The following is a 23,890-nucleotide window of genomic DNA, read 5'->3' on the forward strand; positions in this document are numbered from 1 at the left end:
GGTCATCAATCGATGAGCCGGCTATTTGGTGGTATTGGTCATAAGGTCCGCCATGACCGCATCGCCCTCCGCCGTCAAGCCTTCGATGACGCTGCTGCGATAGGGCTCCGGCCGGTTCTGACTGAGCTTCCATTTGCCCTCGATGCTGGTAATCGCGATCTCCAGCCCGATAATGCCCTTGATCTGCCCCTTCATGAAAGATGGCGGCGCACTCTCGGGCTGCCAGGGCCGTGATCGCCCGGCCTCGACCAGATTGGTCAGGGCGGTGACATGCTCGCGCAGCCAGCGCGGATTTTCGGTCGACCTCAAACGGCCATGGACATGGACGGTGACGTAGTTCCAGGTCGGCACGGCCTTGCCGCCCTCCACCTTGTCGACATACCAGCTCGGCGTGATATAGTGCATCGGCCCCTGGAAGATCGCCAGTACCTCCAGGGCCGGGTCGTGATCGACCGCCATATGATTGTTACGGTTGAGATGGCCCCGCAACACGCCCTTGCGCCCCTTGTCGGCCACCAGGAACAAGGGGATGTGATTAGCCTGAAGGCGCCCCCGCTCATGGGTGACGACCGTCGCCAGCGGATGATCGCGCATCAAGGCGTGAAGCACCTCCACGCGCTCTTCCCGGAAATATCGAGGGTTATACAAGGCTCACCTCATACTTCCACGAACTCGGCATCGCAAAACAGAACCGAACCGTTTGGAGCAAAGCACGATATCCGAAATCGCACTTTGCTCCAGCTCGCCGTCTTGACGCATTGCCTCGATCAACAAGTCCGTCAACGTCCTTGAAAAATGCCCTAGCAGGCAAAATCGTCGGCATTGCCGTCATCGAGCAACACCGCATCCTGCAGATTGTTGCCGGTTCTCTGCGTCAGATAGCAAAGCGCCATTTTCAGGGAACGGTTTCGGCCTCGGACGGCTTCGATCGCCGTAGCCGACATGTTCGTGCCGAACGAAAACTCCAGATTGCTCAGTTCCGCACCGGCCTCGGCAAGCGAGGCGATGCCGACGATATTCTCGGGCTCAAGCGGCTTGCCTTCACCATTGGCAGCGCGGTGGTCGGCAATCACCCGCCAGCAGAGGGCGGCGACCGCCGCATAGCCATCGCAATTGTTCTCCTTGCCAAAACGACGGACCTCCTTGTCGGGAATCCGAACGATGCGGATGGGACTCATCTTGATCAGGAAGACGCCGACGCCCCTGTCGCCAATGATGTAGATATGATCTCGATCTCGTCTTATTCCAGCCATGCTACCCTCTCTTGAGTAAATTTACGGTTTTAAGTTTTCTTATTATGAAATTAAGAAGAAGCATTCTGCGAATTAACTTATCCCAGCTACCCTGAGCCCGCGCACAATAACCTCTTTCATGTTTCCTTTCTTATCCGGCGTAAGATTTACAACATCCGCCGCGGTGATTCCGGGATACATATCCTTCAAACGCGCACCATAGCTCCTGGCGACTTCCCTGTTGCCGAGATTGCCATGGCATATTGCCAATATCCTCAGGACGGACTGATCGTTCTCCATTTTGCCGCACATGTCGATCGCCCCGTCGAAGTCCTCGCGAAAATAAGCGATCGTGGCCCCACCCCACCAATAGCGGTCGGGCGGGAAGGGGTTGAGTTCGATGGCGCGCTGAAACCTCTGCCAGCCCGCGTCGGGATCGCCCAGATGCGCCAGGGTGTCGCCATGCGATTCCAACAGGTCGGCCGAATTGGGATTGAGCGTCTCGGCTTCCAGGAATTGCTCCGCCGCCTTGTCGTAGTCGCGCTGATGCAGCGCAATCACCGCCGACATCCAATGACCGACACTGTTGCCCGCATCGATGTTGATTGCCGCCTCGGCTTCGTGACGGGCCTGCATCAGGAGTGAAGGGTCGTTCGCTCCCAGCATGAGCCATTCCAGCTGCAGCGCATTGGAGACCGCCCCCCTCGCGCCGGCGAAATCCATATCGATCGCCGCCGCTTTCTGAAACTCCACTCTCGCGCGCCGCAGGCGCGGCAGGTCGCAATTCTTGAACAGGAGGTGCCCTTCCAGATAGTGGCGATAGGCAAGCGGCTTGGGATCGGCCCGCAGGCGGTCGAGCTGGTCCCTCTCGATTTCGCTCGCCAGCGTCACCGCGATCCGATGCGAGATCATGCGGAAGGCAACGACCAGATCCTCCAGTTCCACCCGATATTCCGCCGCCCAGATGATCTCATCGCCGGGATTGCGGGTCAGGCGCAGGGCCATCTTCTCGCTCCCGGGCACCAGAAAGCCGGTGACGAGATAGCCCGAGCGCAGCGCGGCCAGTCTTTCACGATCCCCGGTATCGGCCACGTCGAAACTGCTATGCGGCGCCGTCACCGCAAAGGTGGCGTGACGCGACAGGCTGTTGGCGACGTCCTCGATCAGCATGCGATAGAGGGGATGCAGGGTCTCTCCCGGCCGCGGCTGCGGCGGGAACAGGGAGACGCGCGGCAGGCCCGCCAGATTGCGCAGGGCCGGAGGTTGGACAGCCTGCTCGATCGCCGCCGACACCTCGGCTTCCGCGACGACCTGCAGCCGAGGGCGAGGAGCGTTCGCCAGGATACGCCGCATCGTGGCCACCGTTTCCGGCCTCGGTTCGATGCCGAATTCATCGCGCAAGGTCTTTTTCAGATCGTCGAAGACACGGTTGGCTTCCTCGATATCGCCGATCCGGCCATAGGCCTCCATCAGTGCGCGGAAACTCTCCTCCCGCTCCGGTTCCAGCGCCAGCATGCGCTCGCCGATCTCGTCGATGTCGCTCTTCTTGGCACGGGCGAACTGGGTCATCTCCATGAGCACCTCGCCCGCCAGCCCCAGAACCTGGCGACGAAAGCGCTCACGCTCGCTGCGGAACCATTGCGACAGATCGGGCCCGCCGCTGTCGATCGTGTCGAGCAGGTCTCCCTTCACCAGCCTGACGACGGCCACGCGCTCGGCCAGCACCTGGGATTTGCGGCGCACCATGATCTGGGCAAGGTCGCTGCGGGCGGCTCCAGGTCCGGCCATCAGATTAGAGCCTTCCACCTCGACCAGCGGCTCGTCCAGCGGCCAGAACCTGTTGATGCGGGCCAGCAATTGCCGGAGATTGGTGAGGGCCTTCTCTTCGGGAGCATCGTCCCACAGCAACGCGGCAATAGTCTGCCGGCTCATCCGCCGGCTGCCGCAAAGCAACAGCATCGCAATGAGAACATATCCCTTGCCCGGAAACACGCCCTCCACTGGTTTGGCAACATGCGGTACGCCCACCAAGTGAAGAACAATGTCGTCCTCAGCGTCCATTCGACTATCCTCGCCTGGGGAGTCTGGTCCGGCATCCCATGCATGCCGCCACCACTTGCCAGATCCCCGCCGTTCCCATCACAAATCTCGTGATTCGGAATGAGAACCTTCGGGCCATGCCCGACCTATGCGCCACATCTACTACTTGTTCGTCAAACACATTGAAGTCAACAAGTCCAATCTGATTCCTCACCAGACTTCACGCCCGAGTCACACAGAAACGGAATCATGAATATCACATCACCCTCGATCAAGAAGTTCATTTATAAAATGATGACAAGGAATGACCTCTACGCCTATACCTTAAATTATATGATTAATCTTGAAATTATAAAATAAATCATAATTCAATTCTTTAAATAAAGCAGTCGAACAAAGTCAGACGCAGGAAAATATCGAGCGCCGCACACCGACAATACATTTAAGGAAGCCAATCGCTTGAAACTTCGGGTATCCGCGCGGCCGACTGGACTCTTCTTGATTTCCCCCGCGCCAGCCGCCTCTTCTTCAGGAAAGACCGGCGAGGCGCAGGCCTTGGGCACAGAACTCGACGTCCTCCTGGCGGCGATCCGGTGCCAGGCGTGCAAGGTCGAGGGCGGACATGCCCGGATAGGTGTCCATGACCCGCCGCCCATAGTGACGGGCCATCGCGGTATCGCCGACGAAGCCATGGCCCATGGCCAGCACCCGGATGGCCGATTCGTCGTTCTCCATCCGGGCGCACAGCTCGATTGCTTCCTCGAAGCGCCGGCGACGGATGGCGATGGTGGCACCGGACCACCAATAATAATCCGGCGGGAAGGGGTTGAGTTCCAGGGCCCGCTGGAAGCGCTCCCAGCCCAGTTCCGGCTCGCCAAGATGGGAAAGCGCATCGGCGTGGTGAACCAGCAGATCGGCCGAATGCGGGTTAAGGACCTCCGCTTCCATGAACTTTTCGGCGGTATAGTCGAAATCATGCTGATAGAGCGCCACCACGGCCGACATCCAATGGCCCGTGCCGTGACCAGGATCGATCTTCATCGCCAGATCCGCTTCCGCCCGGGCCTTGTTGAGCAGGGATGGATCCGTGCCCCCCAGCATCAGCCATTCGAGTTGCAGGGTCTGGGCAATGCGGGCGCGCGAGGGCGCGAAATCCCCGTCTTCCTCGGTAGCCAGCTTGAACTCGGCCCGCGCCCGGCGCAGACGGGCGAGGTCGAAGCTGTGTAGGCGGGCCTGTCCTTCGAGATAATGGCAATAGGCCGCCGGCTTGGGATCGGCGCGGGCGCGATCGAGCTGGTCGCGTTCGATCTCATTGGCAAGGGTGGCGGCGATCTGCCGCGTGATCAGCCGGAAGGAAAGCGCCAGCCGCTCGGGCGAAACCAGATATTCGGCGGCCCAGACGATTTCCTCATCCGGCTGCCGTGTCAGCCGCAGGGCCATGCGCTCGCTGCCCGGCACCATGAAGCCGGTGATCAAATAAGCGCTGCACAGGCTGGCAAAGCGCCTGGCATCGCCCGCATCGGCGACATGGAAACTGCTGTGCGGTGCGAGAACCGCGAAAGTACGGTGGCGCGACAGGTCGTTGGCAACGTCCTCGATCAGGGCCCGATGCAGGGGATCCAGCATGCGACCGGGTATCGGGCGCGGCGGAAACAACGCCACTCGCGGCAAGCCAGGCAGGCGAGGCACGGCAGGGTTCGCCTGAAGCGGGCGTTCATCCGGCACATTGCGCGTTTCGCTGCTCACCTGCACTCGTGGCTGCGGCGCGCTGGCGAGAATGCGACGCACGGTGGCTATAGTCTGGGGCCGGGGCTCCGTTCCGAATTCGCGACGAAGCATGTCGGTCAGGCCGGCATGAACCCGATTCACCGCCGGAATGTTGCCGTTGCGGCCATAGGCTTCGATCAGGACGCGGTAGCTCTCCTCCCGTTCCGGCTCAAGCGCCAGCATGACCTCGCCGATGAGATCGATCTCTCGCTCGGGCGCACGACCGTAGCGGGTCATCTCGACCAGGACCTCGGAGGCCAAGGTGAGCACGATGCGGCGGAAGCGTTCGCGTTCACTGCGGAACCATTGCGACAATTCGGGACCGCCCGAATCCATGCTGTCGAGCAAATCGCCCTTGGCGAGCAGGACGGCCTGCACCCTCTCGGCCAGCACGCCCGATTTCGCCAGGCGCAGGAGCGCGGCAAGGTCGCTACGGTCAGCGCCAGGCCCTGCGGTCAGGTGGGGTCCGCTGGTCTCCACCAGCGGGTCGGCATAGGGCCATGTCCTGTGGATGCGGACGAGCAGCTGGCGCAGATTGGTGAGCGCCTTTTCCTCGGGCGCATCGTCCCAAAGCAGGGCGGCGATGGCCTGGCGGCTCATGCGTCGGCTGCCGGCCAGCAGCAGCATGGCGACCAGGACATAACCCTTGGCGGGAAACACCCCCTCTCCCGCCACCGTGAGATGGGGAATACCGACCAGGCGAAGCGCTATGAAAGGCTTGTCATCCATCTTGCCCACCACGACCTCGGCGCCTCCTGAGAGGTGCAACGCTAGAGAGTCTCGATGGTGAAGATCACACACATGAAGCCAAACACAGCCTCACGTCAGTAATGACGTCGGTGCCGATCTTCTCCTCATCGAGACCCAGGCCGGATGAACTGCCCCAGCGCGACAAAGCTGCCGGGGCCCACGTACATCTGAGTATCGTCAGAACGATCCGCGACTATGCCCCGAACCGTGCTGCGCGGTTGAGAATGGTCAACATTGTGTGACGAGTCAATCAAAGGGACTGCAAAGCCTCTTTGCCCGCTCTATTCCCTATCATATTACCTCAGAAAGAGAGCGATTTGCCGTGTCATCCTTGGCGGGCCGGCATGCCGGCCCGCCAAGGGCTGAATCCTGGAGCCGCAGCCGGCCTCAGCTGCCTTCCGGCTCGCCCATCGTCGCCGGCGTCACCGTCGACGGCTTGGGCTTCTCGCGGAAGAGCTTGCGCACGATCAGCCGAATGGTGACGTAGAACACCGGCGTGAGGAAGAGGCCGAGGAAGGTCACCCCGCTCATGCCGAAGACCACGGCCGTGCCGATGGCCTGGCGCAGTTCCGAGCCCGGACCGGTGGCGATCATCAGCGGCACCGCACCGAGGATGAAGGCGAAGGAAGTCATCAGGATCGGGCGCAGGCGCAGCCGGCAGGCCTCGACCACGGCCTGCCAGGGCGTGTCGCCATGGTCCTCGCGCTGGCGCGCGAACTCCACGATCAGGATGGCGTTCTTGGCGGCAAGGCCGATCAGCATGACGAAGGAGATCTGCGTCATGATGTTGTTGTCCATCACCTTGAACCACCAGCCGCCGAAGATCGGCAAGCCGCGTGCCATGCCCCCGAGTAGCGCCGCCAGGATGGAAAGCGGCACGATCAGGATGATGGCGAGCGGCAGCGACCAGCTTTCATACTGGGCGGCCAGGAACAGGAAGACGAACAGCACGGCAATGCCGAACACGAAATAGATCGTGTTGCCGACCGAGCGTTCCTGGAAGGCGATCTCGGTCCATTCATAGCCCACGCCCGGCGGCAGCACCTCGGCCGCCGCCTTCTCCATCAGGTCGAGCGCCGTGGTGGAGGACACGCCGGGCAGGCCCGAGCCGCTGACATAGACGGCCGGATAGAGATTGTGGCGCATCACCGTGTCGGGGCCGGTGCGTTCCTCGAAGGAGATCAGCGAGCCGAGCGGCACCAGGGCACCGGTGCTGCTGCGCACCTTGAGGCGGGTGAGATCTTCCTTGTTGAGGCGGTCGCGTCCTTCGGCCTGGGCATTCACCTGGAAGGCACGCCCCAGCCGGGTGAAGTCGTTGACATAAGCCGAACCGACATAGACCTGCATCGCCTCGAAGATATTGCCGATCGGCACGTTGAGCATGCGCGCCTTGATGCGGTCGACATTGACGAAGAGCTGCGGGCCATTGTTGGACAGCGTGGTGTAGACCTGGGTGAGGCCCGGCGTCTGATTGGCCTTGCCGATCAGGGCATTGGCGGCCTGCATCAGCGCCTCAGGCCCGACGCCGCCGCGATCCTGCACCTGCATCTTGAAGCCGGCGCCGGTGCCGAGCCCCTGGATGGTGGGTGGCGGAATCACGAAGACGAAGCCCTCCTCGATGGCGAAGACGCGCTTTTGCAATTCGCCCACGATGGCCTGCGCCGACAATCCCTCCTTCAGGCGTTCGTCGAACGGCTTGAATGGCACGAAGATGGTGGCCGCATTCGAAGCGGCGGTGAAGGTCGCGCCCGAGAAGCCGGCGACACCGATGACATGGGCAACGCCCGGGCTGCCTGCCGCGATCTGCTGCGCCTTGCGCACCACGGCGTCGGTGCGTTCCAGCGACGCACCGTCGGGCAACTGCACCACGACGATGGCGTAGCCCTGGTCCGATTCCGGCACGAAGCCCGTCGGCACCTTGGTGTAGACATAGAAGGTGGCGTAGAGCAGGCCTCCATAAATGGCCAGGAACAACAGCTTGTGGCGAGCGGCAAAGCCGACTGAACCGCCATAGCCGCGCGACATCCTGTCGAAGCCACGGTTAAAGCCGTCGCCCGCTGCCCGGAGCCAGCGGAACAGGAAGAAGCGGCTGCGATGCTCCGGGTCATGCGGCTTGAGCAACAGGGCGGCGAGCGCCGGCGACAAGGTCAGCGAGTTGAAGGCCGAGATCACCGTGGCGGCCGCGATTGTCACCGCGAACTGCTGGTAGAACAGCCCCGATATGCCCGGAATGAAGGCGGTCGGCACGAACACCGCGCACAGCACCAGGGCGATCGCGATGACGGCGCGGCCGACCTCGTCCATGGTGACATGGGCGGCCCGGTTGGGCGTCATGCCGTCATGGATGTTGCGCTCGACATTCTCCACCACCACGATGGCGTCGTCGACCACGATGCCCACCGCCAGGATCAGCCCGAACAGTGTGAGCATGTTGAGCGAGAAGCCGAGCCCCGCCATCACCGCGAAGGTGCCGATGATCGAGACGGGAATGGCGATGATCGGGATGATCGCTGCGCGCCAGGATTGCAGGAAGACGAAGACGACGATCACCACCAGCACGATCGCCTCGAAGAAGGTCTCGTAGACGGCTTCGATCGAGGCGGAGACGAATTCGGTGGGATTGTAGACGATGGAATATTTCAGCCCCGGCGGAAAGGCCTTGGCCAGATCGTCCATCTTGGCCTTGACGCGATCGGCGGTCGCAAGCGCATTGCTGCCCGGACGCTGCAGCACGGCGATGCCCACCGTCGGCTGGCTGTCGAGATAGAGGTTGGAACTGTATTGCTTGGCGCCGACCTCGACGCGGGCGACGTCCCTCAGCTTGAGCAGGCGGCCATCCGGGGTCGACTTGATGATGACGTTCCGGAACTGCTCGGCGTCCTGGAAACGGCCCTGGGTGGTGACCGTGATCTCGCTGGTGGTGTTGTTGGGTGAGGGTTGGGCACCGAGCGTGCCGCCGGAGACCTGCACGTTTTGCTCGCGCAGGGCCTGGACGACCTCACCCGCCGTCAAATCGAAGCTGGCAAGCCGGTTCGGATCGAGCCAGACGCGCAGCGAGGGTTCGCGCAGGCCGAAGGCGAAGGTCGAGCCGACACCGTCGACGCGGGCCAGGATGTCGTTGACGTTGAGAATGGCATAGTCGGAGATGCCATAGTCGTTCAGCGAATTATCCGGCGAATAGAGCGTGACGATCAAGAGGAAGTCGGAAGACGACTTGTTGACCGTGATGCCGAGAGCCCGCACCTCGGCCGGCAGGCGCGGCTCCGCCGAGGAGACGCGGTTCTGCACCTGCACCTGGGCGATGTCGAGATCGGTGCCGGTGGCGAAGGTGACGGTGATCTGCAGCGAGCCGTCATTGGTGGCCTGGGAAGTCTGATAGATCATCCCTTCCACGCCGTTGATCGACTGCTCCAACGGCGCCGCCACCGTCTCGGCGATGGTCTGGGCGTTGGCGCCGGGATAGGTGGCGTTGATCACCACCGTCGGCGGGGCGATCTGCGGGAACTGGGCGATCGGCAGGCCGACATAGGAAACGAGCCCGATCACCACCGTGACGATCGAGACGACGGCGGCAAAGATCGGGCGGTCGACGAAGAAATGGCCGAATTTCATGGGCTGCGCTCCCGATCAGTTCGGGTCAGGAACGAGCGTTTCCGGCACGTCCAGCTTGGTGGGTTGCGGCACGACCTCGCCACCCGGGCGGGCGCGCATCTGGCCGTTGATCAGCACCTGATCCTCGGGCTTGAGACCCGACTTGACCACGCGGAACGAGCCGAATTTCGGCCCCAGTTCCACCACGCGCGGATTGGCGATCTTGTCGGCGCCGACCACGATGACGGTGCGCCCCTGTGCCGACTGGCTCACCGCCACATCCGGCACGACCAGCGCCTCATAGGGCTCGCCGATGGTGATGCGGATGCGCCCGAACAGGCCGGATGTGAGGAAGCCATCGGGATTGTCGACCTTGGCGCGGGCCGTGACGGTGCCGGTCTGAGCGTCGACCTGGGGCGCGATATAGTCGAGCGTTCCCTTATGGGAGAACCCCTTCTCGTCCGACAGGCCGATCTCGACCTTCAGCGTGGGATCCTTACCGCCGGTGTCCAGCTTGCCCCTGGAGGCCCGCTGATAGGCAAGGTAGCTCGCTTCGTCGAGATCGAAGTAGAAATAGATCGGATCGACGGCGACGATCGAAACCAGCGGCGAGGTCGAGTTGGCCACCACCAGATTGCCGCGCGAGACGAGCTGGCGGGTGATCCTGCCCGAGATCGGGGCGGTGATGGTGGCGTAGTTGAGGTCGAGCTTGGCCGTCGCCAGCGCCGCGCTGGCCGAATCGATCGAGGCGGCCGCTTCCTGATAGGCCTGGAGGTTGGCCTGGTAGGTGGCATCGGTAACGTTGCCGGTCTTCTTCAGGGCTTCGGCACGCGCCAGATTGGCCTTGGTCAGGTCGATCCGGGTCTGTGTGATCTTCACCTGGGCGGCCGCCTGGTCGACCGCGGCCTGGAACGGACGCGGGTCGATCGAGAACAGCACGTCGCCCTCCTTGACCAGGGAGCCTTCCACGAAGCTCGACTTGTCGAGATAGCCGGTGACGCGTGAGGTGATGTTCACCTGCGGCCAGGCCTGGAAGCGACCGGTGAATTCGACCGATTCGGTGATCTTGCGGGCGACCGGGTTGGCCACCGTCACCGGCATGGCAGGCATCTGCTGGGCAAGCGCGATGCCCACCCCCTCGACGGCCGTCAATGCCAGCACGCCGGCGGCCAGCCGACTCAATTTGCAACGCAACAACGACATGGGCATCCTCGCAAGCAAAGCGCTTCAACCAAGCCGCCCGCATGGCTGAATGGCCTGTCGCGGGCGCTGGAGCTGGCGTCTGGAAATTCTGCAGGATTTCCCAGCCTGCGCCGCCAGGGCAGGTTCGGAGATCCTGTTCAGCGCTCCACCGGCCGGAATCGCGGTCGAATCGCCGTGTGAGCCTTATAGTATGATAATTCTTAGCGCTTTGATCCAATCAAGATCCGCGCCCTGCAACCGTGAGTTGGGACTTGGTGCAAATCCGCAACACGCCTGTCATTTCTCGCGCCGGCGCTTGACAGCCGCGTGGCTGCATTCCGTTGGTGCGAACTGGACGTGCTGGCCCTCTCCCCGAACGAGGCGAGGCCTTGCCTGCTGCCTTCTCGAGCCAGCCGCGCCTGCGCCTGGCCGCGCAAATTCGCGGGGCGGTCAGCTCAGGGTGCCGTCCCCTCGCGCCCGATGCTCTCATAGCGGAAGCCGTGCCGCTTCATGTCTTCGAGCCGGTAGATATTGCGCAGGTCCACGATCACCGGCCGCGTGAGCAGGTTCTTGACCCGTTCGAGGTCGAGCGCCCGGAACTCGTCCCATTCGGTGACGATCACCGCGACATCGGCGCCATCGAGGCAGTCATAGGCGCTGGAGCGATAGTCGACCTCGCTGAGGACCTTGTGCGCCTCCTCCATCGCCTGGGGATCATAGGCCCGCACCTTGGCCCCCTTGTCCTGCAGGGCAAGCACGATCGGAATCGAGGGACTGTCGCGCATGTCGTCGGTGTTCGGCTTGAAGGCGAGGCCGAGCAGGGCCACCGTCTTGCCGGCGATGTTGCCGTCGAGGGCAGCGATGACGCGGCGCGCCATCGCCGCCTTGCGGGCATCGTTGACCCCGACCACCGCCTCCACGATGCGCAGCGGCACGCCATGCTCCTGCCCCGTGCGCAGCAGTGCCAGCGTATCCTTGGGAAAGCAGGAACCGCCGAAACCCGGCCCCGCATGCAGGAATTTGGAGCCGATGCGGTTGTCGAGGCCGATGCCGCGCGCCACTTCCTGCACATTGGCGCCGGCCTTCTCGCACAGGTCCGCGATCTCGTTGATGAAGGTGACCTTGGTCGCCAGGAAGGCGTTGGCGGCATATTTGATCAGTTCGGAGGTCCGCCGGGCCGTGAACAGCAGCGGCCCCTGATTGAGATGGAGCGGGCGATAGACCTCGGCCATCACCTCCTTGGCGCGCTCGTCCTCCGCGCCGACCACGATGCGGTCCGGGCGCTTGAAATCCTCGATCGCCGCGCCCTCGCGCAGGAATTCGGGGTTGGAGACCACGCGAACGTCGGCATCGGGCCTGACTTCGCGGATCAGCCGCTCGACTTCGTCGCCGGTACCGACCGGCACCGTCGACTTGGTCACCACCACGGTAAAGCCCTCGACCGCCGCGGCGATCTCCCTGACAGCGCCATAGACATAGGACAGGTCCGCATGCCCGTCGCCGCGGCGCGAGGGCGTGCCGACGGCCAGGAACACCACGGCCGCATCGCGCACGGCAGGGGCGAGCTCGGTGGTGAAGGACAGGCGCTTCTCGCGCACATTGCGGGCCACCAGATCGTCGAGGCCCGGCTCGTAGATCGGCATGCGCCCGGCCAGCAAGCCCTCGATCTTGGCCGGATCCTTGTCGACGCAGGTGACGACATGGCCGAAATCGGCGAGGCAAGCCCCCGTCACCAGGCCGACATAACCCGTACCGATCATTGCAACGCGCATGACATCAATCCTGTTTGGGCGACTAACCCGTCAGAGCCGTGTCTACAAAAGGCCCGGCGACATGCCAATGACGAAAAAGGAAAAGCAGCTCTGCCGGAGGGCCTTGCCGAGACGCCTCTACGACCCTAGCCGCAGCGACCAGCCGCGGGCGGAAGGCCTGAGATCAGCGCTTGCCAGTGGGCCAGCCTCGATGCGCCAGAAGGAACGAGGCTCGCTGCCGAGGACATGAACGATCGCCGCGCGCAGCACCGAGGCATGGGTAACGGCCAGCGTGTAGCCCTCGAACCGCCCGCCATCGAGCCAGGCACCGACCCGTGCAATCACCGCCGCAATGCTCTCACCGCCATGCGGGCAGGCCTGCGGATCGGTCAGCCACGCCCCAAGCGCTTCGGGCTCGGCGGCGGCCACCGCCTCCAGGCCAAGCCCCGCCCAGCGGCCATGGTCGCATTCGCGCAGGGCCTCGTCGATTTCAGGATCGAGGCCGAGGGCATGCGCCGTCTGGCGGGCCCTGAGCGCCGGACTGCTCAGGACGCGGGTCGCCTTGGCGAAACGTCCCTGCTGGTCCCGAGCCGCCTTCTCCCCCCTCGCGTCGAGCGCCTCGTCGAGTGGAAACCCCGCCGCACGCAGTGCGGGCGTCGCTCCATGGCACAGCAGGATCAGGCGTGGCGTCATGAAGGCAATTCCCCAAGATAAAGTCGCTTCCAGAATATTGACATATCCGTGACTTGCGCTCTTATGGAAGAGCTTTGCCAAGGGTGGGAAGCCGGTGGAATTCCGGCACGGTCGCGCCACTGTGAACGGCGGCGCTGCGGCGTCAATCCGGAAGTCAGACCTCTTCCAAGGCAGCATGACTCGTAACGGGACGCGTAATCCCAAGGAGCTTTTCATGACCACCGCAACTCTGGCACCCGTCGCCCAGCAGCCGATCGCCATCCCGGTCCGCGAGATCCTGCCCTGGGCGCTCTTCACTGTGCTCCTGGCTGTGCTCGCCATCTATTTCGTTGGCGCCGAACAGGGCGCAACCTCGCTGATTCCCGGCGTCTACATCCACGAATTCGTGCATGACGCCCGCCATCTGCTCGGCTTCCCCTGCCACTAGGGCGCATAGGCACACGACATGGTTAGATCGCTTTTGATCCGGGGGATGCTGATCGGCATCCTGGCCGGACTGTTTGCGTCCGGCTTCGCCTGGGTGTTCGGTGAACCCCAGGTCGATGCCGCCATCGCTTTCGAGGAAAGCCACGCATCCGAGCCGGCGCCCGCTCCGACAGCTGCGCCGGCTCCCGGCGCTGCGCAGACGACCGCAGCCCATGAACACGAGGAAGAGCCGGTCAGCCGGCCGGTCCAGGCCAGCTACGGGCTCGTCACAGGCATGGTCGTCTATGGCGCAGCGCTCGGCGGCATCTTCGCCCTGATCTTTGCCTTCGCGCAGGGCCGGATCGGCAGCCTCAGCCCGCGCGCAACCGCCGGATTGATCGCCGTCATCGGCTTCGCCGCCATCATGGTGGTGCCGCAGATCAAATATCCTGCCAATCCGCCGGCCGTCGGCAATCCCGACACGATCGGTCTGCGCACCGCCTTCTATTTCGGCTTGATCCTGCTGTCCCTCGTGACGATGGCTGCGGCTCTCGGCACCGCGAACCGGCTCGCTGCCAGCCTCGGCCGCTGGAACGCCAACCTCGTGGGGGCGGCAGCCTATCTGGTGGTGATGGTGGTGGCCATGCAGATCCTGCCGACGGTCAACGACATCCCAGCCGATTTTTCGGCCACGGTGTTGTGGAAGTTCCGCATCGCCTCGCTCGGCATTCATGCCGTGCTGTGGGCGACGCTCGGGATCGCCTTCGGCATTGCAGCACAAAAACTGCTGCAAGCCCGCGCCAGCCGCTGACAAGAGGCCGGCCAACCGCGGCAAACGTCGCATTTTTACAACACCGACCCGATTTTGGGGCGGTTTTCAAAATTTATTTCATTTCGCACTTGCGAAATGAACCGATGAGGATCACTTTAGGGACGTGGCGGATGCGCCTTTGCGCTCCCCCACTGCCCTCCTTGGGCGTTTCCTCCCTAAGACTTGGGCCGCCATTGGGCGGCCTCTTTCTTTTTTGGGTCGACAGACCCCATATTTCAGATTGTGCAGCGGCATTCCACCTTCGATTAACCCTAGAGCAAAGCGCGTTCAGGTGTGAACGCTTATTTGCTCTAACTCATTGTTTCGACGCGTCTTTGCGATTCCAGGTGATTCGGTCTAATCGCAAAACGCTATAGAGCAAAGCGTGTTCAGGTATGAACGCTTGTCGCTCTCGCTGTTTGGTTTTACGCGTCTTTGCGATTTGACGTGCTTCGTTCGAATTACAAAACGCTCTTGCGTCCAAGCTCGCGCTTGCCCATTTGTGTTCACCCTCGCATAGTGTGTCATTATGGATCTGGACTCGCCCTTGTTTGATCGCATCCGGGTGCGCCCAAGGGCCGAAGAGGTCCAGCCGGCGAGCGTACGGCTATGCGAACATGCCGGTTGCCGGAACGCCGGCGAATTTCGTGCGCCCAAGGGGCGCAACCGCGAAGGCCAGTTCTGGCATTTCTGCCTGGAACACGTGCGCGACTACAACAAGACCTATAATTATTTCGCCGGCCTGCCGGACGACTCGGTCAGCGCCTATCAGCGCGATGCGGCCACCGGCCATCGCCCGACCTGGACGATGGGGGTCAATCCCTGGTCCAAGAAGCGCGGCGAAGGGCCGCAACCCGGCCCCGAGATCCATGACGGCTTCGGTTTCTTCGACGAGGATCACGGCTTCCGCCGCCCGCAAGGAACGCCCGAACCCGAGGGACGACGGCTGAAATTGCTGGAGCGCAAGGCCCTTGACGCGCTCGATCTGCCGGAAACCGCCAGCGGCCCCGAAATCAAGGCGCGCTACAAGACGCTGGTCAAACGTCTCCATCCCGATGCCAATGGCGGGGACCGATCCAGCGAAGATAAATTGCGCGGGATCATCCAGGCCTATAATACGCTGCGTAGCGCCGGGCTCTGCTGAGCGCCCGCAACACCGGCGAGGCTTCCGGGCTTGGAGCGTGTCCAATCCGGGAAATCTCCGCCAGATCGTCGAGACGATGTCGAGCGTCCCATGCCCCGCCTGGCGAGACAGGGAAATTCGGCCAAGGCGTTTTGTGATTTGAATGACCAGCTTCAAATCGCAAAGACGCGTCGAACCAGGGAGTTGGAGTAGAAGTGCGCTTTTACTCCAGGGGCGGCATCGTCCGGCCCGCTGGAACTGATTGTCGGCTGCGCCGTCCTGGCGCGAGCCAAGGAAGGCATAATGACTGACGCAACGACACCGGCCAATCTGCCGGACATCATGGTTTCGGCCAAAAAGTTGTTTGGTTTCGATACGGATCTCGAAGTACCGGCCTATTCCCAATCCTCCGACCACGTCCCGGACCTCGATCCCGATTATCTTTTCGACAAGCCGACGACGCTGGCGATCCTGGCGGGCTTTGCCCATAATCGCCGCGTGATGGTGACGGGCTATCACGGCACGGGCAAATCGACGCATATCGAGCAGGTCGCCGCCCGTCTCAACTGGCCCTGCGTGCGCATCAATCTCGACAGCCATGTCTCGCGTATCGACCTCGTCGGCAAGGACGCGATCGTCCTCAAGGACGGCAAGCAGGTCACCGAGTTCCGCGACGGCATGCTGCCCTGGGCCCTGCAGAACAACATCGCCCTGGTGTTCGACGAATATGACGCCGGTCGTCCCGACGTGATGTTCGTGATCCAGCGCGTGCTGGAAATCTCGGGCAAGCTCACCTTGCTCGACCAGAAGCGCGTGATCCGCCCTCATCCGGCCTTCCGCCTGTTCGCCACCACCAACACGGTGGGCCTGGGCGACACTTCCGGCCTCTATCACGGCACCCAGCAGATCAACCAGGGCCAGATGGACCGCTGGTCGATCGTCACCACGCTGAACTATCTGCCGCATGACAAGGAAGTCGACATCGTGCTGGCCAAGGCCAAGCACTATCAGAAGAGCCCGAACGGCCGCGACATCGTCAACAAGATGGTGCGCGTCGCCGATCTCACCCGCAACGCCTTCATGAACGGTGACCTCTCCACCGTGATGTCGCCGCGCACGGTGCTGACCTGGGCCGAGAACGCCAATATCTTCCACGATATCGGCTTTGCCTTCCGTGTTACCTTCCTCAACAAGTGCGACGAGCTCGAACGCAGCCTCGTGGCCGAGTTCTACCAGCGCGCCTTCGGGGCCGAGCTGGCCGAAAGCTCGGTGAACGTCGCGCTGACGTGATCCGGGGGCGCGGACGTCCCCATGACACTCAAGCGAGTGTCGGACGGTCCGCCCCTGGAAACACCACGCTCGTAAGAGAGGAAGAGCGGACGAGAACGTCCGCGCTCCCAGGATTGACGGCATCATGACCACGACGAACCGCAAGCCCGGCGAAAAGCCCAAGGACGTTCCCAACGACGCCTTCAAGCGTTCGGTGGCCGGGGCCCTGCGCGCCATCGCCCGCAAGCCGGATCTCGAAGTGACCTTCGCTTCGGAAAAGCCGATGCTGATGGCCGACAAGGCGCGCCTGGCCGAACCGCCGCGCAAGCTCGATGCCCATGTCGCGGCGATCGTACGTGGGCAGGCCGATGCGATGGCACTCCGTCTCGCCTGCCATGACCCGGCAGTGCATCGCCGCCACGCCCCGCAGAACGAGCAGGCGCGCAGCGTGTTCGATGCCGTCGAGCAGGCCCGCTGCGAGTCGATCGGGTCACGCCGCATGGCCGGGGTGGCCAACAACCTCACCGCCATGCTCGAGGACCGCTATTTCCGCGGCGGCAAATATGAGGACATCCGTGTCCGCGAGGAAGCCCCGGTCGAGGATGCCCTCGCCTTGATGGTGCGCGAGAAGCTGACCGGCCTCGCCCCGCCCGAGCCGGCCCGCAAGCTGGTGGACCTGTGGCGCCCGCTGATCGAAGAGAAGGCCGGCAAGGACCTCGCCCGCCTCGACAGCGTGATCGAGAACCAGCGGGCCTTCGCCCGCGCCATGAACGACCTCCTGACCCATATGGGCTTGTCCGAGGAAGCGCAGGCCGATAGCGACGATTCCGACGATCGCGAGAACGATGCCGAAAGCGAGCAGGAAGGCGAGAACCAGGAGAACCAGGGCGAGGCCCAGGACGATTCCGAATCCATGAAGCTCGAGGAAACCGAGAGCGAGGACGAGGAATCCCAGGACGGCGAGACACAGGACGCCGAATCGCCCTCCTCCGACCTGCCGGACGATACCGAGACGGGCGATGCCGAGGAGGCGGCCCAACCCTGGCGGCCGCCCGAGCATCGCGACAATGAGCGGCGCGCCAGCGACTACAAGGCCTTCACCACCCGCTTCGACGAGATCGTCGAGGCGGCGGATCTGTGCGATCCCGAGGAACTCGATCGCCTGCGAGCCTATCTCGACAAGCAGCTTTCCAGCCTGTCGGGCGTGGTGGCGCGCCTGGCCAACCGGCTGCAGCGCCGCCTGATGGCGCAACAGAACCGCTCCTGGGATTTCGATCTCGAGGAAGGCATGCTCGATCCGGCCCGCCTGTCGCGTGTCATCATCGACCCGACTTCCGCGCTCTCCTTCATGCGCGAGCGCGACACCGATTTCCGCGACACGGTGGTGACGCTCTTGATCGACAATTCCGGCTCGATGCGCGGACGCCCGATCACGGTGGCCGCGACCTGCGCGGACATTCTCGCCCGCACGCTGGAACGCTGCGGCGTGCGCGTGGAGATCCTGGGCTTCACCACGAGAGCCTGGAAAGGCGGCCAGTCGCGCGAGAGCTGGCTGCAGGCCGGCAAACCGGCGTCCCCCGGCCGCCTCAACGACCTCCGGCACATCATCTACAAATCGGCCGACGCGCCCTGGCGCCGGGCTCGCAAGAGCCTCGGTCTGATGATGCGCGAAGGGCTGCTCAAGGAGAATATCGACGGCGAAGCGCTGGCCTGGGCGCATCAGCGCCTGCTCGGGCGCTTCGAAAGCCGGCGCATCCTGATGGTGATCTCGGACGGCGCTCCGGTCGATGATTCGACCCTGTCGGTCAACACCGGCAATTATCTGGAGCGCCACCTGCGCTGGGTGATCGAGGATATCGAGACGCGCTCGCCGGTAGAGCTGATCGCCATCGGCATCGGCCATGACGTCACGCGCTATTACAAGCGCGCCGTCACCATCGTCGATGCCGAGGAACTCGGCGGCGTCATGACCGACAAGCTCGCCGAACTCTTCGAGGAAACCGGGGCGTCGGGCTCGCGCCGAGCCGCCGCGTGAGCTCCCGGCAGCCGCCTCTGTGGCATCGCGCCCTGTTCGGGCCGATGCCCCTGGCCTACCCCTTGGCGGCGGTCTGCGCCGGCCTCTATTTGGTGGCTGCGCTGTTCACGGCCTGGCTGGCCGGCTCGCCCGAGAATCTCGCGCGGATCCTCTGGCAGCCTTCGCAGGGGATCCTCTACACGCTCGGCATCGGCGGCCAGGTTCCCTTCACCCAGGGGCGGATATGGACCTTGTTCACCGCGCCCTATCTGCATGGCAGCCTGCCGCATCTGGCGTTGAACCTGTTCTCGCTGTTTCAGGTCATGCCGATGGTGGAGCGGACCTATGGCCGGCTGCGGGCCTTCGTGATCTATGCCATCGGCGGTATTGCCGGGGCCGCCGCCTCGGTGCTGTGGGGCGAGGTGTTTTCCCTCGGTGCCTCCGGAGCGATCTTCGGGCTGCTCGGTGCCATCGTGTTGTATGGTGCCCGGCGCGGCGACGCCTTCGGCCGGGCCCTGATGACCAACGCCGCCTTCTGGGCCGGCCTCAACTTCCTCTACGGGCTCCTCAATCCCGGCATCAGCAATGCAGGCCATTTTGGCGGCTTCCTCGGCGGCCTGGCCGCCGCCGTGCTCATCACCCGTCGTATCGGTCCCTTCCAGGAACCCCGTCGTCTTGCCTTCACGCTTGCCAGCCTGGCGTTGCTCGCCCTGGCCTTCGGCCTTGGCAACACGACCTCCCGGGTCTGGCAGTTCAGCACGAATGACCAGAACGCCGCGACGAAAAGCGTCGAGGACCTCCAGGACCAAGCCGACGCGGTTCTTGCCGTCGACCCGAACAATGCGGATGCCCGCCTGCTGCGTGCCCTCGTGCTGGCCCAGCGCGACGACTATGAGGGCGCTCTCCGGGAAGTGGATCTCGCCATCAAGGGCGGACGCAACGACGCCGTGACGCTCAACCTGCGGGCCTGGTCCCTGTTCAAGCTCGGCCGCGCCGAAGAGGGACTGGCGGATGCCGAGGCCGCGGTCAAGGCGGCGCCTGACGAAGGCGCCATCCTCGACACCCGCGCCCATATCTACGAAGCCTTGGGCCGGCGCGAGGAGGCGATCGCGGACTACAAGGCTGCCCTGCGCCTGATCCCGAACGAACCTGAAACCCAGGCGGGCCTGAAACGGCTGACAGGCGGAGATTGAGGGCGGAACGCCCTGGCCGGCGTCCCACCCTTGCCTGATCCCGCTGCCTATCGGACGCCGCCGGAGACCGCCAGCACCTCGCCGGTCAGCCAGCCGGATTCGCCCGAGGCCAGGAAGACCGCGACGGGCGCGATGTCCTCGGGCTGGCCGATGCGTCCCAGCGGAGTCTGGGCCACGGTCTGGGTTTCCAGGTCGCCGCCGATGAAGCCGGCGGCGTGCACGCCCTCCGTCTCCACCATGCCGGGGTTGATCGAATTCACCCGGATCTTCCTGGGGCCGAGTTCCTTGGCCAGCACCCGGGTGATCGAGGTCACCGCCCCCTTGGTGGCGGTGTAGACCGATGTGGCCGGGAAATTCACGTCGGTCGCAACCGAGCCGATATTGATGATGCTGCCGCCCTCGGGGCCGAAATGCTTCTCCGCCTCCTGGCTGGCCAGCAGCAGCCCGAGCACATTGGTGTTGAACTGGCGATGGAACTCGGCTTCCGTCACCTCTTCGAGCGGTGCGAAGGCATAAACGCCGGCATTGTTCACCAGGACGTCGAGCCGGCCATAGGCCTTCTCGGCCTCGACGAAGATGGCCTTCACCTCTTCCGCCTTGGAGACGTCGCCCTTGACGGCGATCGCCTTGCCGCCCTTGGCGGTGATCTCGGCGACGACTTTCTCGGCTCCATCCCGGCTCGAGGCATAATTCACCACGACGGCGGCGCCTTCGGCCGCCAGGCTTTTCGCAATACCCGCGCCGATGCCCTTAGAGGCACCGGTAACCACGGCGACCTTACCTGCCAATCTGCTCATCGAATATCTCTTGGTTCGAGTGACAATGATTCGATAGTTAGATAATCATCGAAATGAAACAAGAGCGGGTGATGGAAAATTTTGCGAGCAGGCCGGAGGAGGAAGGTGCTTATGGACGTTCGACGGTGCCGCCCCTCATCCTGCCCTACAGGCTGGCCAGTTCGCGCAGATAGGCATCCAGCGTCTCGCGTTGGAGCACGAGCGTGGCGAACTTGCCCTCGCGCACGATCTCGATGAGCCCGGCATTCTCAAGCTCCTTCATATGATGGGACAAGGTCGCCGGCGTGACCTCATGCTTCTGCTGCATGCAGGCGCAGGCCATCGAGCCGCCTTGCGCAGCGATTTCCTTGAGGATCTGAAAGCGCCGCGGCTCGGCCAGCGCCCTGGCGATCAGGGTGCATTGGCGCTCCGTCAGCGAAACTGGCGCGGTCATCGTCATGATGGAGCCTATATCATGTCTGTCACGGGCTCGCGCAATATCGTGGTGCGCGGCTTGCGGTAAGCGGAGCGCACCCCCACTTTGCCTTGATTCGGCCTTGTCCATCCGCTCAACATCACCGATGTTCCTCGCTTCGCTTCCCCTTCCCCTGCGCTTTGCCCTGCGTGAATTGCGCGCCGGCATCCGCGGTTTCGGTATTTTCCTTGCCTGCCTCGCTCTCGGCGTGATGGCGATCGCCGGGGTCGACGCCATCTCCAGCGCCCTGTCGGACGGGCTGCGCAGCCAGGGTCGGGTGATCAATGGCGGAGACATCGAGTTCACGCTGGTGGGGCGCGAAGCCAGTCCCGAGGAGCTCGCCTTCATCGGACAGCAGGGGCGGCTCTCTGTCGCCGCAAGCACAAGGGCGATGGCGCGCACACCGGACGGCCAGACCGCCCTGGTCGAAATCAAGGCGGTCGACCAGGCCTATCCCCTGCTCGGCACGGTGGAGTTCGGCAAGGGCCAGGCCCTGTCCGCCACCATCGGCGGCCAGGGCAGCCGGGCCGATGCGGCAGCCGACGCCGCCCTGTTCGCCCGGCTCGGCCTGCAACCCGGCGCCGCCGTCACCATCGGCAACCTGACGGTTAGCCTGGTCGATCGCCTCGTCGGCGAGCCGGACAAGATCGCCGGCGGCATTTCCTTCGGGCCTCGCCTGATGATCACCCTGAACGCGCTGCGCGAGAGCGGGCTGATCCAGCCGGGCTCCCTGATCCGCTGGCGCTATCGCCTGGTACTGCCGCCGAATGTTTCGCCGGATGCCGTTCGCCAGAAAGCGAACGAGGCCTTTCCCCAGGCCGGCTGGGAGGTCCGCACCCGCGACGACGCCTCCCCGGAGCTTCGGCGTGGCATCGAGCGCTTCACCATGTTCATCACGCTGGTCGGGCTGACGGCCCTGCTCGTCGGCGGCGTCGGTGTCGCCAATGCCGTCAGGGCCTTCGTCGAACGCCAGCGCGACAGCATCGCCACGCTGAAGACGCTGGGAGCCGGAGCCAACCTCGTCACCGGCATCTATCTCACCCAGACCCTGCTGCTGGCCTCTCTCGGCATCGTCATCGGTCTTGTCGCCGGCGCCGCCCTGCCCTTCATCCTGGCCTATGGCTTTGCTGACTATCTGCCGCTGCCGATCACGCCGGTGCTCAATCCGGCCGGGCTCGCGCTCGCTGCCCTCTACGGTCTGCTGACTGCCCTCGCCTTCTCTCTGCTGCCCCTGGGGCGGGCCCGGGACATCTCCGTATCGGCCCTGTTCCGCGATGCCATCGCCCCGACACGGCGCTGGCCGGCCCCCATCGTGCTCACCCTTGCCGGCCTGGCCGTCGCCGCCCTGGTCGCCCTGGCGGTGTTCTTCGCCGCCGACCGCAAGGTGGCCCTGGTCTATGTCGGCTCCGCGCTCGGCGCCTTCATCCTCCTGCGCGTGGTGGCAAGCCTGCTGATGGCGCTCGCCCGCCGGCTGCCCCGCCCGCACTCCACGCCGCTGCGTCTGGCCGTTACCAATATCCACCGTCCCGGCGCCGCCACCCCCTCGGTGGTGCTCTCGCTCGGCCTGGGGCTCTGCCTGCTGGTGGCCCTGACGCTGGTCGACGGCAATATCCGCCACCAGCTTTCCGCCGCCATTCCCGACAAGGCGCCGAGTTTCTTCTTCGTCGACATTCGCCGCGCCGACGCGCCCCGCTTCGACGCCTTCCTCAAGCAGGCCGCCCCGCAGGCGACCAGCGAGCGCGTACCGATGCTGCGCGGCCGCATCGTCAGCGTGAAGGACGTGCCGGCGGATAAGATCAAGCCATCCCCGAACATCGCCTGGGTGCTGAGCGGAGATCGCGGGGTCACCTTCACCGACGCGGTGCCGGCCGGCTCACGCGTGGTCGAGGGCCAGTGGTGGGGTCCCGATTATACCGGCCCGCCCTTGGTCTCCCTGGAGCAGGAGGTCGCACATGGTCTCGGCCTCAAGGTCGGCGACGCCATCACCGTCAACGTACTCGGCCGCAACATCACCGCCAAGGTCGGAGCCCTGCGCAAGCTCGAATGGCAGAATTTCGGCATCAATTTCGTACTGGTCTATTCACCGAACACCTTCAAGGGCGCGCCGGTGACGGACATCGCCACCCTCACCTTCCCGCATGGGGCCGACGATGCCGTCGAACTCGGCCTGCTCAAGCAGGTGGCCGACGCCTTCCCGATGGTGACCGCCGTGCGCATCAAGGATGCGCTGCAGAGCTTCGCCGATCTCGCCGGCCAGCTCGCCATGGCGATCCGGGCCGCCGCCGCCATCGCCCTCGTCGCCTCGATCCTGGTGCTGGCGGGCGCGCTGGCCGCCGGGCAGAGCAGCCGGCTCTACGACGCCGTCATCCTCAAGGTGCTGGGCGCCACGCGCGGGCGCATCCTCTTCGCCTTCATCCTCGAATACGGGCTGCTGGGCCTCGCCACCGCCCTGTTCGGCGTGGTCGCCGGTACCGCTTGCGCCTGGCTGATCGTCACCTATCTGATGAATTTCAGCTTCACCTTCCTGGCCGGGCCGGCTTTCGGGGCTGCCTTCGGCGCCCTGGCGCTGACCATCCTGTTCGGCCTTGCGGGTACCTGGCGCATCCTGCGCCAGAAACCGGCCTCGCATCTGCGAAGCCTGTAGGCCCGGATGGCAGGTGCTTGAAATGACAAGCGTTTCAGCCGAAGTTCAGGCGATGAAGATCGACCACCCCACGGTGGCATGCCGGCAACATTGCAAGCAATTCACTTAACTGTTTCAATGGAAAGCACTACATAAGAGCAAGCTTTTTGCGGCATGTGCCGCATCTGGAGAGAC

17 protein-coding genes and 1 riboswitch are annotated in these 23,890 nt (G+C 63.9%); of the genes, 8 read left to right on the forward strand and 9 right to left on the reverse strand.

The window, feature by feature from the left end; translation table 11 throughout:
• Nucleotides 1-21 precede the first annotated feature (21 nt).
• Nucleotides 22-648 (reverse strand): FMN-binding negative transcriptional regulator, encoded by a 627-nt coding sequence (locus BA190_RS05815; protein ID WP_068284076.1) that lies wholly within the window; start codon nt 646-648, stop codon nt 22-24.
• A gap of 140 nt (nt 649-788) precedes the next feature.
• On the opposite strand from BA190_RS05815, the gene BA190_RS35720 reads away from it, so the two are divergent.
• A complete protein-coding gene (locus BA190_RS35720; protein ID WP_156771375.1) occupies nt 789-1,268 on the forward strand; it encodes a hypothetical protein in 480 nt (159 codons plus the stop codon).
• Nucleotides 1,269-1,325: 57 nt separating this feature from the next.
• Here BA190_RS35720 and BA190_RS05825 read toward each other — a convergent pair whose 3' ends face one another.
• From BA190_RS05825 to BA190_RS05850, 6 genes are all read right to left on the reverse strand, one after another.
• Nucleotides 1,326-3,293 carry a BTAD domain-containing putative transcriptional regulator gene (locus BA190_RS05825; RefSeq protein WP_068284080.1) on the reverse strand — a complete coding sequence of 656 codons (1,968 nt, stop codon included), beginning with the start codon at nt 3,291-3,293 and terminating at the stop codon, nt 1,326-1,328.
• Between the two features lie 507 nt (nt 3,294-3,800).
• Nucleotides 3,801-5,768 (reverse strand): BTAD domain-containing putative transcriptional regulator, encoded by a 1,968-nt coding sequence (locus BA190_RS05830; RefSeq protein WP_068284200.1) that lies wholly within the window; start codon nt 5,766-5,768, stop codon nt 3,801-3,803.
• Nucleotides 5,769-6,176: 408 nt separating this feature from the next.
• A complete protein-coding gene (locus BA190_RS05835; RefSeq protein WP_068284083.1) occupies nt 6,177-9,401 on the reverse strand; it encodes an efflux RND transporter permease subunit in 3,225 nt (1,074 codons plus the stop codon).
• A 15-nt stretch (nt 9,402-9,416) separates the two neighbouring features.
• Nucleotides 9,417-10,583 carry an efflux RND transporter periplasmic adaptor subunit gene (locus tag BA190_RS05840; RefSeq protein ID WP_068284203.1) on the reverse strand — a complete coding sequence of 389 codons (1,167 nt, stop codon included), beginning with the start codon at nt 10,581-10,583 and terminating at the stop codon, nt 9,417-9,419.
• A 434-nt stretch (nt 10,584-11,017) separates the two neighbouring features.
• On the reverse strand, nt 11,018-12,334 hold the full coding sequence (locus BA190_RS05845; protein WP_068284086.1) for a UDP-glucose/GDP-mannose dehydrogenase family protein: 1,317 nt from the start codon (nt 12,332-12,334) through the stop codon (nt 11,018-11,020).
• Nucleotides 12,335-12,451: 117 nt separating this feature from the next.
• A complete protein-coding gene (locus tag BA190_RS05850; protein ID WP_068284089.1) occupies nt 12,452-13,006 on the reverse strand; it encodes a histidine phosphatase family protein in 555 nt (184 codons plus the stop codon).
• Between the two features lie 50 nt (nt 13,007-13,056).
• Nucleotides 13,057-13,188: riboswitch (cobalamin riboswitch) on the forward strand.
• Between the two features lie 32 nt (nt 13,189-13,220).
• Here BA190_RS05850 and BA190_RS05855 point away from each other — a divergent pair.
• From BA190_RS05855 to BA190_RS05880, 6 genes are all read left to right on the forward strand, one after another.
• Nucleotides 13,221-13,433 (forward strand): CbtB-domain containing protein, encoded by a 213-nt coding sequence (locus tag BA190_RS05855; protein ID WP_068284091.1) that lies wholly within the window; start codon nt 13,221-13,223, stop codon nt 13,431-13,433.
• An 18-nt stretch (nt 13,434-13,451) separates the two neighbouring features.
• On the forward strand, nt 13,452-14,222 hold the full coding sequence (locus tag BA190_RS05860) for a CbtA family protein (protein ID WP_068284093.1): 771 nt from the start codon (nt 13,452-13,454) through the stop codon (nt 14,220-14,222).
• Nucleotides 14,223-14,751: 529 nt separating this feature from the next.
• Nucleotides 14,752-15,366 (forward strand): J domain-containing protein, encoded by a 615-nt coding sequence (locus BA190_RS05865; RefSeq protein WP_068284096.1) that lies wholly within the window; start codon nt 14,752-14,754, stop codon nt 15,364-15,366.
• 282 nt (nt 15,367-15,648) lie between these two features.
• Entirely contained in the window at nt 15,649-16,635 is a 987-nt protein-coding gene (cobS, locus tag BA190_RS05870; protein WP_068284099.1) for a cobaltochelatase subunit CobS, read from the forward strand.
• Nucleotides 16,636-16,759: 124 nt separating this feature from the next.
• Nucleotides 16,760-18,649 carry a cobaltochelatase subunit CobT gene (cobT, locus tag BA190_RS05875; RefSeq protein ID WP_068284105.1) on the forward strand — a complete coding sequence of 630 codons (1,890 nt, stop codon included), beginning with the start codon at nt 16,760-16,762 and terminating at the stop codon, nt 18,647-18,649.
• Nucleotides 18,646-19,821, forward strand: coding sequence for a rhomboid family intramembrane serine protease (locus BA190_RS05880; RefSeq protein ID WP_068284107.1), 1,176 nt, complete (start codon nt 18,646-18,648; stop codon nt 19,819-19,821). Before cobT ends, BA190_RS05880 begins: the two co-directional genes overlap by 4 nt.
• Nucleotides 19,822-19,868: 47 nt before the next feature.
• Here BA190_RS05880 and BA190_RS05885 read toward each other — a convergent pair whose 3' ends face one another.
• Together BA190_RS05885 and BA190_RS05890 are read right to left on the reverse strand one after the other, a co-directional pair.
• Nucleotides 19,869-20,618 carry an SDR family NAD(P)-dependent oxidoreductase gene (locus tag BA190_RS05885; protein WP_068284114.1) on the reverse strand — a complete coding sequence of 250 codons (750 nt, stop codon included), beginning with the start codon at nt 20,616-20,618 and terminating at the stop codon, nt 19,869-19,871.
• A gap of 145 nt (nt 20,619-20,763) precedes the next feature.
• Entirely contained in the window at nt 20,764-21,057 is a 294-nt protein-coding gene (locus BA190_RS05890; protein WP_068284116.1) for a helix-turn-helix transcriptional regulator, read from the reverse strand.
• Between the two features lie 97 nt (nt 21,058-21,154).
• Between BA190_RS05890 and BA190_RS05895 the strand changes: the two genes are divergently transcribed.
• Nucleotides 21,155-23,716 (forward strand): FtsX-like permease family protein, encoded by a 2,562-nt coding sequence (locus BA190_RS05895; protein WP_082979489.1) that lies wholly within the window; start codon nt 21,155-21,157, stop codon nt 23,714-23,716.
• Nucleotides 23,717-23,890: the final 174 nt, after the last annotated feature.

Source organism: Labrys sp. WJW, from assembly GCF_001676615.1.
GTDB lineage: Bacteria > Pseudomonadota > Alphaproteobacteria > Rhizobiales > Labraceae > Labrys > Labrys sedimenti.

Coding starts and splice junctions, on each gene's coding strand:
- BA190_RS05855 (WP_068284091.1), top strand. CDS start 13,221: ATGACCACCGCAACTCTGGCACCCGTCGCCCAGCAGCCGATCGCCATC.
- BA190_RS05845 (WP_068284086.1), bottom strand. CDS start 12,334: ATGCGCGTTGCAATGATCGGTACGGGTTATGTCGGCCTGGTGACGGGG.
- BA190_RS05850 (WP_068284089.1), bottom strand. CDS start 13,006: ATGACGCCACGCCTGATCCTGCTGTGCCATGGAGCGACGCCCGCACTG.
- cobS (WP_068284099.1), top strand. CDS start 15,649: ATGACTGACGCAACGACACCGGCCAATCTGCCGGACATCATGGTTTCG.
- BA190_RS05860 (WP_068284093.1), top strand. CDS start 13,452: ATGGTTAGATCGCTTTTGATCCGGGGGATGCTGATCGGCATCCTGGCC.
- BA190_RS05825 (WP_068284080.1), bottom strand. CDS start 3,293: ATGGACGCTGAGGACGACATTGTTCTTCACTTGGTGGGCGTACCGCAT.
- BA190_RS05835 (WP_068284083.1), bottom strand. CDS start 9,401: ATGAAATTCGGCCATTTCTTCGTCGACCGCCCGATCTTTGCCGCCGTC.
- BA190_RS05885 (WP_068284114.1), bottom strand. CDS start 20,618: ATGAGCAGATTGGCAGGTAAGGTCGCCGTGGTTACCGGTGCCTCTAAG.
- BA190_RS05840 (WP_068284203.1), bottom strand. CDS start 10,583: ATGTCGTTGTTGCGTTGCAAATTGAGTCGGCTGGCCGCCGGCGTGCTG.
- BA190_RS05830 (WP_068284200.1), bottom strand. CDS start 5,768: ATGGATGACAAGCCTTTCATAGCGCTTCGCCTGGTCGGTATTCCCCAT.
- BA190_RS05890 (WP_068284116.1), bottom strand. CDS start 21,057: ATGACGATGACCGCGCCAGTTTCGCTGACGGAGCGCCAATGCACCCTG.
- BA190_RS05865 (WP_068284096.1), top strand. CDS start 14,752: ATGGATCTGGACTCGCCCTTGTTTGATCGCATCCGGGTGCGCCCAAGG.
- cobT (WP_068284105.1), top strand. CDS start 16,760: ATGACCACGACGAACCGCAAGCCCGGCGAAAAGCCCAAGGACGTTCCC.